The 12,169-nt window shown below is 49.9% G+C and carries 7 protein-coding genes; all 7 read right to left on the reverse strand.

Annotated elements, in window-relative coordinates:
* Positions 1-121 precede the first annotated feature (121 nt).
* The 7 genes from AC0YN4_RS23975 to AC0YN4_RS24005 all read right to left on the reverse strand — a co-directional run bounded on the left by AC0YN4_RS23975 (position 122) and on the right by AC0YN4_RS24005 (position 12,137).
* A complete protein-coding gene (locus tag AC0YN4_RS23975; RefSeq protein WP_475836972.1) occupies positions 122-4,291 on the reverse strand; it encodes an S-layer homology domain-containing protein in 4,170 nt (1,389 codons plus the stop codon).
* 172 nt (positions 4,292-4,463) lie between these two features.
* A complete protein-coding gene (locus AC0YN4_RS23980) occupies positions 4,464-5,597 on the reverse strand; it encodes a glycosyltransferase family 4 protein (protein WP_475782999.1) in 1,134 nt (377 codons plus the stop codon).
* A 231-nt stretch (positions 5,598-5,828) separates the two neighbouring features.
* Positions 5,829-7,004 carry a polysaccharide pyruvyl transferase CsaB gene (gene csaB / locus AC0YN4_RS23985; RefSeq protein ID WP_475836973.1) on the reverse strand — a complete coding sequence of 392 codons (1,176 nt, stop codon included), beginning with the start codon at positions 7,002-7,004 and terminating at the stop codon, positions 5,829-5,831.
* Complete coding sequence (locus AC0YN4_RS23990; protein ID WP_475836974.1) at positions 6,953-9,076, reverse strand: DUF5693 family protein; 2,124 nt, start codon at positions 9,074-9,076, stop codon at positions 6,953-6,955. The genes csaB and AC0YN4_RS23990 overlap by 52 nt, the downstream gene beginning before the upstream one ends.
* Positions 9,077-9,178: 102 nt before the next feature.
* The gene (locus tag AC0YN4_RS23995) at positions 9,179-10,885 is read right to left on the reverse strand and encodes a phospho-sugar mutase (RefSeq protein ID WP_475783002.1); all 1,707 of its coding nucleotides are present in this window, start codon (positions 10,883-10,885) and stop codon (positions 9,179-9,181) included.
* An 80-nt stretch (positions 10,886-10,965) separates the two neighbouring features.
* On the reverse strand, positions 10,966-11,397 hold the full coding sequence (gene fabZ / locus AC0YN4_RS24000; RefSeq protein ID WP_090982305.1) for a 3-hydroxyacyl-ACP dehydratase FabZ: 432 nt from the start codon (positions 11,395-11,397) through the stop codon (positions 10,966-10,968).
* 158 nt (positions 11,398-11,555) lie between these two features.
* Positions 11,556-12,137, reverse strand: coding sequence for a CDP-alcohol phosphatidyltransferase family protein (locus AC0YN4_RS24005; protein ID WP_475836975.1), 582 nt, complete (start codon positions 12,135-12,137; stop codon positions 11,556-11,558).
* Between the last annotated feature and the right edge of the window lie 32 nt (positions 12,138-12,169).

Consider the following 12,169-nt stretch of genomic DNA (forward strand, 5'->3'; position numbering starts at 1 on the left):
TGTCCTATATTCGTCGATAGATAACATTTCCCATGTAAAGATAACTCTAGCAATCGTTTGAAGTACTTGTAACAAAATGAAAGCTGCCCGGAAATCTCCCGAGCAGCACAACCATTCCAGCTTAGTTTAGTTTAGGAAGTTTCTTGAGATCAGCTAGCATCTTGCCGATAATGATAGCCGCATCGGAACGAAGAAGGCTGGATTTCGGTTCGAACGTAAAGCCTTTCTTCGGATCTGCCGGGTCTACCGGGGATCCCTTGATGTATCCCTTCTTGGCAATCGCAAGCACAGAAGCTTTGGCATAGTAGTCAATCTCCGTGTAATCCTTGAAGGTTTTCTGTAATGCCTTGTCTATCTTATCAGCATCCGTATCGAGCTTCAAGTTAAGTGCTCTTGCCAAGAATACAGCTGCATCTCCGCGTGATAGGTTCGCTGTTGGTTCAAATGCACGCGGCTGTGTACCCCGAATGATACCTTCACGAGCTGCAGTCTCAATCGTACTATAATCCCAAAGTGCATCTTGATTGATAATTGGAGGCACATCGTCAAAGTGAGGCTTGCTCAGCTCATAGTTGAGCGGAATATTCAGCGCTTTGACAATCATGCTGGTGAACTCACCGCGAGTTGTGTACATATCTGCGCCAAAATCATCGAAGTTAGCTGCATTCATGACACCTTTCGAATAAATCGTTTCAATATAGTTACGCGCATACGGATGGTTTGTAACGTCGGAGAAGGAATACCCCATCTTGGCTACAACATAATAGCCGAACTGATCGAAAGGAACCGTAATCGTATTCTTCTTCGTATCCACGACCCCGCCGAGATTCACCCAGAACTTGTTCTTCACATCATAACGGTAAACCGTAACAATCGTTCCCGCTGTATTCCGAATGCTTGGATCGAAGGAAAGTGTGAGTGTTCCGCGTTTGGAAGCAACCAGCTCGCGGTCATCCGGACGTTCATCATAAGTTGGAATCTTCGTATCGCCAGGTCCGATAGCACCCGGATATTGATAAGGATCCACACCCATCTTGAGCGGATCATAGTTCGGTGTCGTCGTATCGTCGGCTAAACCTGCATCAATCCAATAAACCGGGCTGGATTTCACAAATCGCGTTGGGAACGACACTTTAAATCGTGTACCGAAGTTCTGCATGATCAAATCGAAATCTGCCGGTGGATTATCATACTCGCGACGATCCACAACGCCATCCTCGGGGTTTGCAATGGCAAACAGCAGTTTATGCCCGGTAAATACTTGGTTCTTCAGATTAGCCGGTACGTTATAGTCGCGGCGAATCAGGGAAGTGCCTTTCGGGAAAGTCAGTGAAACCGCACCATCGAACACTTTATTGGAGCTCTTCATCTCATCTAGAAATTGAGCACCGGGAATGTTCGTTGGCTGATACGTAATTTCAAAAAAGTTATTTACGCTATCTGAAGCACTTTCGATTGAAAAGTTAATTTTATTGACGCCCGGCTTGAGTCCGGAAACCGTCGCTTTAAAGGCGTGCGGGTATTCAATGCCGTTAGCCGGAGTGTTATCCGCATCATAAGCATATTTATCTGCGACCTGTTTATTAATTGTAACTTTGTCTGCACCTTTGGCATTGATAATGACTTCGACGAAGTTCTTATTCACGATGCCTTCTGCCGGCAGGTATGGACGAAGAATCTTGTATGGCAGCACGCTTGGATCTACTTCTAAGCGGTAAGTTGCCTTCGGTCCGGTAAGACCACTGTTATATACATTGAACAGAAACACGCTTGAGCTTCCATCCGCATTCAACTCTTGCTTCCTCAGCAGGAACTGGAACGATTGTGTCTTCAGGTCGTAACGGACAACAAGGTCTCCGTTAATGTTACCGTTTGCCGGATAAATACCGACCGGAGTATCGCCGTTTACAATCTGGAACGGATCACTAAGCTTCCATGTAAGAGGAGCAGCAAGCGATGTACTGGTAATTCTAAGAATGTAATCACTGGCCGGAATGTGTCCTGTTGTTTCCGGAGCCATTAGCGTCGTCATTTTATTGCCGACCGTTACGGCATTCTCGCCCAAATCAATGAAGTCGAATGTACCAAAAACATTCATGAACGGCTGCGTCGTATTATAAATCGAGCCGGTCTTCGTAAAATTCGGATCATTCAGGATCGGTTTCGGGTTAGGAATTGCATCCTCGTACGTGAATGGGAAGACGCCTGTCGTCTGAGCAGGAATGACCGGCAAGTTCGTCGGTACCTTATTCACTTTAACAACTTTCTCATAATAACTCTTTGAGCTTTGGAAAACGAACTTAAGTACATTTTCCCCATTAAACATGGCGTCAAGCGCTTTGGTATAAATATCCGGTGTTGCAGGAGTCAATACGGACGGATCAAGTTCAAATTGCGTCACATCGGTGCCGACCGGTTTCAGCGGGAACGATACATTATTAATGTAGAAGTACACCGTTCTCGGTCCCACACTGTTATCGTACCTAATTTCAGACGTATTATTAATATTTTGCAGGGAGCCGCGGAATTTACCTAATTTAGTCTTGATGATATCCGTAACGCGATCCGCCGAAGTGGAATCATCGCTAACCGTCATGCCATCGAATATCATGTTGAAGTTTGCATAAGGTCCGTATAGCAACGTAAATTTCGAGGACTTCGAATCCCCTGTTGCGCCGCCAACCTGTACCGTAATCGTCTGAGTGCCTTCGAATGGCATTCTGTGAAATTCGAGTATTACGCGTTGGAAGACCTGCGGAGAGCCGTTCACTGTCCGCGTGACCAGCGACTCTTCTCGAATCGCATACTCATTGGAATTAAGGGTTTGGCCCGCTGCCGGCGCAGGCTTGAGCACCGGAATCGAATTATGCCCATACAAATCCGATACTCTGGTTACTACTACATTATTAGTCCCGCTTGGATTGCCAATCAGCACTTCGACACCTACCGGCAAACCATAGATGTTCTTCCCCTCGAGAGGTGTTCCTACAATGCCTTGGTAGTTAGTCGGCTTATAGCCGGCCAAATAGTTAATTTGACTGACAAACGGCTTGCTCTTGTCGCGCAAAGAGAAGAACAAGCTGTCTGTACTTTGCTCTGTCGGTGTTATGTTCAAGTGTGCATTCTCTTCATTACGCGCGGTGAGCTTCACATTATAGAGCGTATCGAATGCAAAACCGCCGACCGGCGCAACTAAATCAAGCGTATATTGGAATACAAAAAACTTATCTGTGATTTGGGGAGTTCCAACCGGAACAATATTGGCAGGAGCGATCGGCAAAGCCGTGTAAATCGCATCTACTGCTTTCTTGTACTCTGCCTTCAATGAAGCAAGCGGTGCTAATGGATCCGGATGGGGCCGATCGGTCATTACCGGCGGCGTTCCATACAATTCTGGGTACACACTGTTTGGTACAATGACTTTACCCGTTAACTTCAAGCTATTCGTATTCGTAATAACAAAGTTAGGGCTATACTCCAGTGCAGCCGATTGCAGGAAGGTAGTAGGCGCAGCAGGATTTACCTCATTGATGTTGACATCATAGAAAGTGACGCTTCCATTGTAGAAGGCAATGTCACGGGTAGTTTCAATAACCTGCGTGCCGTTCTTAATGCGAATGGTAACTTGGTTCTTCCCCTTCTGCAGGGTGATCGGTGCAGCCGCAAAGGAATCATTGTTGGCACTGTTGACCGAATAGGTCTTACTGCTTCCGTTCACAATGATTGTCACTTGCTGTGCATTAGGCGCTTTACCTGTAATACTGATATCCGCGCTGTTGCGTCCGCGGGAGGTCGTGGATTGTACCACGGTTGTTGCGTTCTCCAAGACCGGAAAGTTATTACCGTCTAGGCTTGCCGTCAGATCATATAACATCGGTCCGTTCCGATATTCAACATAAATGGAGTTCGCTACTTCGCCTCCACCTTGGGTGCCTTTAAACGTAATTTTGTTGAGTCCGGGAAACAGTTGGATATTGAACACCTGCAAGCTAAACCCGTTCACCGAAATGTTACTGGTTAGGTTCTCGCGCTTGCTTCCTGTTTTGTTCTCGTCAGTCGGATCAATGATTTGAATAACATCATAAGAGATCGATGTCGGGTCCACGTTATTCAGTGTCCCTTGAAGAGTAATACGCTCTTCCGTCGTGATTCTCGGGGAACCAATTTGGTCGCTTTCACTTGGGAACGTAAAATTGCCTGTCGCGGCATGAGCAGTCTCAATGCGATTCGCAGGCACTAATTGAATTACTAAGGCCAACATAATAAACAACGTAACTAATTTTCTGATCACGGTGAGCCTCCTCCACTTCAATCCCATACACATAGTTTGATGTATCCTTTTTATCGGCGCTAAGCTTCCAAAAGTTTAGACGAGAACCAGAATTCTAACGCGTAAAACCCCATACAAAACAAAAAACTCCGCTCCCGGTAAGGAACGAAGTTTTTATTTAACTTATTGTTAATTATTTCGAACGCGATTGCTCCGTACCCATTACTAACCGCTGCAAGAAATTAATCAGCGGACGGCGGGATTTATCCACGATACCGATAAGCTCCGCACCGATTTGAAGAATGAATACGAGTATGAGAATGACGCCAAAGGTAATCCAGTTTGCGGCATCCGATTGCACGATCGTGGATTGCAGAACTGCGCATATCCCGAAGACCGATGCGATTCCGTAAATAATCAATACCGTGCGACGGTGGCTGAAGCCAAGCTCACGTAGACAATGATGCAGATGACCTTTGTCTGGCGCGAAGATCGGTTTCTTGTTCACCCAGCGACGTACGATAGCGAAGAACGTATCCGATAATGGCACACCAATGATGAGAAGCGGAGTGATGAAGGAAACCATCGTAACCTGCTTAAAGCCCATCATCGATAATGTTGCAAGGGCGAAACCCAGGAACAACGAGCCGGTGTCACCCATGAAGATCTTAGCCGGGTGGAAATTGTAGACCAAGAATCCGATAACGCCGCCAAGCAGCAAGGCGCATAGCAGGATAACCGGTGCCGAACCCATGAACGCGGCCATTACGAGAATGCTAGTGATCGCAATACCGGACACGCCTGCTGCCAGGCCATCCAGTCCGTCAATAAGGTTAATCGCATTCGTTACGCCGACAATCCAGATGATCGTAAGCGGGATACTGATCCACGCCCCAATCGGCTGCATCGCTTCGCCGAACGGAATGTTGACCAAGTCAATCTTAACGCCGAAGCCGAGTACGACAACGCATGCCGCAATCAATTGGCCCAGCAGTTTTACTTTAGCAGACAATTCAAAACGGTCGTCCAGTGCGCCGATGATGACAATGATCGTGCCGCCAACAAGCAGCGCATTAATCAAGTTCGTGTCGTAGCTGCGCAGTAAGCCTTCCGGAATGAAAGGTTTAATGGCAAAATAAGCAACGACAAAAGCAGCATATATACCCAGACCGCCAAGCCGCGGCATGATTCGTGTGTGTACTTTACGATGATTTGGCTTGTCAATTGCCCCGATTTTGTTAGCAAATTTAATGACAAACGGGGTAAGTGCAAGTGCAAGACATAATGAAATGATAAATCCGATTGAGTAGAGTACGACCTGACTCATTTCCATCTCCCTTTCATAGCTATCGCCGGATTGAATTATACGCTGTTTGAAAAAGAAACTCCACTCTCATTTTCAAGCAATTTTCACGGAATTCTCCTTTAAATCGCCTGCTTGGTCGAGATATTGCGACATTTTCTTTCTCGCACAGCGTATTCGCTACATTTTTCGGCCATATATCTACATATTAGTAGCTTTCTTGTTTGCTGGGGAGAGGGAGCATCCATATATTGATTAACGTAAAATGGTTGCAATTTGTTTCGCTGGCACACGCGCTTCTTCTTTTAATTGCAGAATAGCGTCGTGATGGGCAGCGCGCCATCCTTGCGGATCGTCGAGCAGCTTGCTGATCGCCGTTACGAAAGCTTGCGGATCAAGCGATTCGGTCGTGCCGATTGGGGTCAGATTGATCCGGTTCAGGAACTGATCAATCTTCGGATCATACGATAGGCCGAGCATCGGAACGGACTGATTCGCTGCATAGATCAGCGCATGCAGGCGCATGCCGAGCAGCGCGTCACACCGGCTTACCTCCAGCAGCATAAGCTGGGGGTCGTCGCCGACTTCGGCAATCTCGGCAATACTCGCGCCGAGATCGCCGAGCTGTTCCATCACCCATCGCGACGCTTCCGCGTCTGATGGGGTGTGGAACGGCAGGAACCGCAGCCGCACCGCCCGGCTGCGGGCCAGCGCGCCAAGCGCGGCGGCGACGCGCGCCAGGTCGGCGCCGTCCTTGCGCCAGTGGCGCAAGGACACGCCGACCACCGGCAGCGGCGAAGTCCCCGCCGCTGCCTCCGCCGCGTCTGCGCCAACTGCGCCCGCGCCGCCGGCAATCGGCGCCGCCGCCGGCAGCGGCAGGGCCATGACCGGATCGGGTACAACGTCGATCCGCTCACGCGGTACCCCCATCCGCCCAAGCAAAGCGGCGGATTCGGCGTCCCGCACGGAGACATACGCGCTGCGGCGCATGACACCGCGAATCAGCCGGTCCATCCACCGTCGATTCACGGGGCCAATCCCTTGCGCGTAGGCGAAGGTGGGTTTCCCAAGCAGCTGAGCCAGCTTGAGGATCCCCGTATAATAAGGAATCGTCTTGGCACCTGTTGCATCCTGCAGCAGGCTGCCGCCGCCGCTGATCAGACCGTCGCTGCCGCGAATGGCGCGAACGATCTCCCCGAGGCGCATCCGATGCACAGCTTCCACGCCATACATCGAAGTCGTTCCGGCGGGATCGCCGGACAACACGATCGGCACGATGCGAAGCCCCTGCTTCGCACCTTCTTCGTCCAGCGCGAACAAAATCGATTTCAGCACCGCTTCGTCCCCGCTGTTGCGGAAACCATAATAGCCGGATATGACTATACGCCGGACTTGCTGCCCTGTTTCAGTTGTGCGATTCGTGGTGCCCATCGTTTCCAAACTCCTTCCCCGATCTGCCACACGCCGATCATCACAAGTCCAATCAACGCGCCCAGTACAAGACCAAGCAAATCACGGATAATGGAAATCGGAAGCGGTGTATGAATATGCGCAAATGTGTCCACCATAGACAACTGACCAATCGATCCTACTATAAATAATACCCACGCTGCACGATAGCGAAGCGCAACGAAGATCCCGAAGAAGAAGAGCGGATGCGAGAGCAGGAATTCCTTCGTCCGCGGACGAACGCCGAACGTCGACTCCAACACATTCCGGAAGGTCAGCTCTAGAGATGACGCTTCTCCTGCATTACCCGTACGTGACAGATAGTAGAGGGCCATAACACCAAGCACGCCGGCTACGCCGACCCAGAGAACGGTAATTTGCATCTTGAGCAGCTTTCGCAGATTGCCGATCACGGATTCACCGGTATAAAGAAGCAAGTACAGCGCAACAAGCGCAATTGGAGCCAAATGCAGCAGGCTTACGCCGCGGAACTGCTCCAGTACAAGCTTGTACGTAATATTGTTCAAGAGACCGACGATAAACGGAATTCCGCTCATCGAGATAACCGAAGTCGTCGCGAAGATCGTAATCGCCATCAAGAACCGGCGTCCTGCACTAATGCCCGGGAAGAACCAGCGTACTTGTTGGTCGCTTCCGCCCGCAACACGAGTCGCAGTAGCATCTGCTGCACCGCCAATCGGTCTGCGGTTCCCAACCGTATGCGCCCGCACGCGGCGGATCGCCCAGATCATGGCTAGCGTTGGCGCGCTGATTGCCGCGCCAAGCGCAAGTCCTTGTTCGAGAATGGACTTCGACAGCACATACAAGCCAGCGCTGCCGATTAGGCCAAGCACAAACACCGGAATCGCCACGCCTGGGAGGAATGCGCTGATCAGCAATGTAATGAAGGCAATGGCGCCAAGCACGACTACGCCTTTAAGCGGCTTATGCCATGATGGCGATTCGTACTCGAACGGCTGCGGGCTGTCTATCGCAAAGCCAAGCTTGTCCATTTTGGCTAATACACCGTTCTTGTCTTGCATCGCATTATACAAATTCTGAAGCGGATCGGTAATCATCGATTTGACCGGATTGCTCGAAGGCGCACCGTTCAGATAGAACATGCGAATGCTGCGGTCTTTGGCGGCAAGCTGGAAGCGATCAGCGATCTCTTCCGGCTTCATGGAAGCCGCATCATTATCCGAAAGCGAATAGAGTCTTGCTACATTATAATGAGTCAAATATCCGAGCGTGCTCATGCCCTTCTGAGGCTTAGAATTCTCGATTGTCGCGATGCCAATTCCATGCTTATTCAGCAGCTCTGCGAATTGGTTCAAGCTCTTCAGCTCGGCATTATCCGCGAAGCCTTTGACAGCATCGCCTTCAAACAGAATGCGCGACACACCCATTTGTTCAAAACCGCCAAGCATCGCATCTACCGAAGCGGCATCAAACGGCACACGATCGGACAACCGCGGCACAATCGTAAAGCCTGCCTCATGAATCTCTCCAAGCGCAATCGGATCCGGTACCATCGGCTTCAAGATTGCATTCTCAAGCGGCGTTTCCAGAATCAAGCCGCCGTGGCCTTCGTAGCTCCATGAGGAAGTCGTAATGCCCCATTGCTTATAAGTCGATTCCAATACCGGACGAAGTGCATCTTCATCCTTCGCACTCGAGAACAGCACATACGTATAATTCTCATCTGCCGGAGACGTTTTGCCTTGCAGCTCGCTTGCGCTTGATGAATTATAGAGCGACAAACGGCCGGCCCAGCTTAGCTCCTGCAGCGAAGACTCGAATACCGCCATCGCCGTAATGCCTGCCGAATGCATCTTCACAAGCTCATCCTTCACGAACTGCTTCGGATGGGATTGGTAAGCTGCGATTTGGACCAAATCGCGGTAATCGAACACCATCTGAACCTTATCGGAGGTTTCCTCCATCTTCCAGCGCGTAGCGCCGATAGGCAATGCTGCAATCAACCCTAATATCGTTAATACACAAAGGACAAACGTCGCTTTACGATTCCATTGCTGCCAACCAGTTTGCACATCTTCCACTCCTTAACATTCTCCGTAGGAATTATCGCTACGATTATCTGTCTGTGTTTCCGCAGCAAATTCACGTACGGAAGCTCCGATCCCAATTCCGATCTAATTGTCCACGCGCTTCATCACAGCTTGAGTCAGGCGCTGAATCGCTGCCTTCGCTTCGTCTTGCGAGCTGCCGCGTACTGCGAAATACACCTTAATCTTCGGCTCCGTACCTGATGGACGAAGGCAGAACCATGAGCCGTCAGCAAGTAAAAATTTCAGCACGTTCTCAGGAGGCAAGCCGCCCAGTCCCGGCAAATAATCGAGCATTTGATCAACCGCTACGCCGCCGATTTCAGCAGGCGGATTGCTGCGCCAATCTTCCATGATCGCTCCGATTTGGGCAACGCCGTCAACGCCCTTAAGCGTACGGGATTCCAGATGCTCCAAATAGTTGCCGTACTGCGCATACAATTCAATAAGTACATCGTACAGCGTTTTGCCTTTGCTCTTATAATAAGCAGCTGCTTCACAAATTAGCATGGAAGCGATGACCGCATCTTTATCACGCGCATAAGTGCCTGCCAAGTAACCGTAGCTTTCCTCATAACCGAATAGGAAAGTATGCTCTCCGCTTGTCTCATATTGCGTCATTTTCTCGCCGATATATTTGAAGCCGGTCAATGTATTGACGACTTCCGCTCCGTAGGAAGCAGCAATATCAGCACCCATTTCACTCGTCACAATCGTCTTCACTACGACGCCGTTAGCAGGCAGTTCGCCGCGTTCCTTACGTGTGCCAAGCAAATAATTGACCATAATCGCGCCGGACTGGTTACCCGTCAGCACGACAAATTCGCCTTCATTATTACGAACAACCGCGCCCATCCGATCGCAATCCGGATCTGTTCCGATAATAATGTCCGCGCCTACTTCTTGTCCGAGCTTGATCGCGAGATTGAATGCCTCACGCTCTTCCGGATTCGGTGATTTCACCGTGCTGAAGTAGCCGTCAGGCTGTTCTTGCTCGGGAACGATATGAACATTCGTAAGGCCCGCTTGCTTAAGCACCTCGCGTACAGGCATGTTGCCGGCACCATGAAGCGGTGTATATACAACCGTCAGCGCCTCGCCGAGCCCGTCCACCAGCAGCTTGCTGTTCAAGCTCTCTGCAGCGACAGTGTTAATATAATCTTGGTCTTCTGCGTCGCCCAGCCAGTGCAATAAGCCTGCTGCTTCCGCTTCTTCACGGCTCATGCGGCGGACTTGATCGAATCCCGTTACTTGCTGGATCGCGCCGATAACCTCAGCTGCATCTCCCGGAACAAGCTGGCAGCCATCGGAACCATAAGCCTTGTAGCCGTTATATTCAGGTGGATTGTGGCTTGCTGTAATCACAATACCGCTAGTGGCGCCAAGCGCACGAACAGCATAGGAAAGCTGAGGGGTTGGACGAAGTGCTTGGAATACATGAGCCTTCACACCATTGGCAGCCAAGACAAGTGCAGCATCAAGCGCAAACTCAGGAGAGTTGTTGCGGGAATCGAATGCAATGACGACAGAAGGGTTGCTGCTCTTGGAAAGTACCCAGTTCGCCAGCCCTTGTGTAGCTTTACCGACCGTGTAGCTGTTCAATCGGTTTGTTCCTGCACCCATAACGCCGCGCAGTCCGCCTGTTCCGAACTCAAGCTCCCGGTAGAAACGATCTTCAATTTCCTTCTCGTTGCCTCTTAGCGCGGCAAGCTCTTGTTTCGTAGCAGCATCAATCATCGGATCGCTCAGCCAAGCCTCGTATCGTTCTACAGTAGATTGGTTCATCTTCAGCATCCTCTCTCCATCCGCAGTAATTACGGTTTAATATATATGTAGCAAGCTGCAGGTCCTGTCCGTATAAGCCCTATTCGGGTTTATTCAGGATCCTTCAGTGCAAACATAATCTCACCTTCAGCTACGACTTTATCGCCGACTTTGGCAACAGCTTGTCCTTTACCGATCATGCCCTTCATTCTGGTGATTTCCACTTCTAATGTAAGGGTGTCGCCGGGAACCACTTGACCACGGAAACGACAGTTATCGATGCCTGCGAAGAAACCGATTTTGCCGCGGTTTGCCTCTACTTTAAGAATAGCGACACAGCCGACCTGCGCCAGCGCCTCCACAATAAGTACGCCCGGCATAACCGGGTATTGCGGAAAATGTCCCGTAAAGAACGGTTCATTCATCGTCACATTCTTGATGCCGACGGCTCGTTTGCCTTCCTCCAGCTCAATAATGCGGTCAACGAGCAGAAACGGCGGGCGATGCGGAATAATTTCTTGGATTTGTCTAATATCTAACATGATGTAAGCTCCCTTCAAGGTTGTTGTAATAAATTACAGGCTATTGTGCCAAAATAAGGCCATCCATCACGAAACTGCAGTCGTGAGGTTAAGATAAGGGGGATTGAACGCAGCAGCCGTTCATCGCGGCCAAGGCGAGTTCAATCTCCTTTTTACCATTACATGGGCGGAGCTTTAGTATCTGTCTGTTCTCCTGTGCTCTGCGCCGCACTGCCCTGCTCCTCTTCGTCCTTGTTCAATCCAACGAAGAGAAAAATGTAAATAAACGAAGTTATAAATGAAAACGCAATGACACCCCATAAATAGGTTCTGGCAAAAGGCATTTCAAAGAAGATAAACAAGATGGCTAAGTAATACAGGATGGTGGTCAGTTTCCCCATCCAATTGGCAGGAACCGTCTTCTTCCCCCGAAAATGAAAAAATGCCGATCCGATAATCATCCCCGCATCCCGGATAAATATAGCCGCCCCCGCGCTCCACGGAATATGTTCGGTAATGAGCAGCGACACAATGACGGTAATCATCATCATCTTATCCGCAAGCGGATCAAGCATCGCCCCTACCGAAGTCACCTGCCCGTATTTCCGCGCCAGATAACCGTCCAAGATATCGGTAAGTCCCGCGATGACGACAATCAGAAAAGCCCATTTCATATGATTCGTAGCGTCCGAAGCAAATACGGCAACGTAAACGGGGATTAAAGCAAAACGAAGCATCGTGAGCAAATTAGGAAGATTCAAACGTTTACGCCCCCTTACCTTTATGGCGGAAA

The sequence above is a fragment of the Paenibacillus sp. J22R3 genome, assembly GCF_056269305.1.

What these genes read in the sequence shown, in the direction of transcription:
- csaB (WP_475836973.1), bottom strand. Translation starts at nt 7,004, where the DNA reads ATGGGCACCACGAATCGCACAACTGAAACAGGGCAGCAAGTCCGGCGT.
- AC0YN4_RS23995 (WP_475783002.1), bottom strand. Translation starts at nt 10,885, where the DNA reads ATGCTGAAGATGAACCAATCTACTGTAGAACGATACGAGGCTTGGCTG.
- fabZ (WP_090982305.1), bottom strand. Translation starts at nt 11,397, where the DNA reads ATGTTAGATATTAGACAAATCCAAGAAATTATTCCGCATCGCCCGCCG.
- AC0YN4_RS23980 (WP_475782999.1), bottom strand. Translation starts at nt 5,597, where the DNA reads ATGAGTCAGGTCGTACTCTACTCAATCGGATTTATCATTTCATTATGT.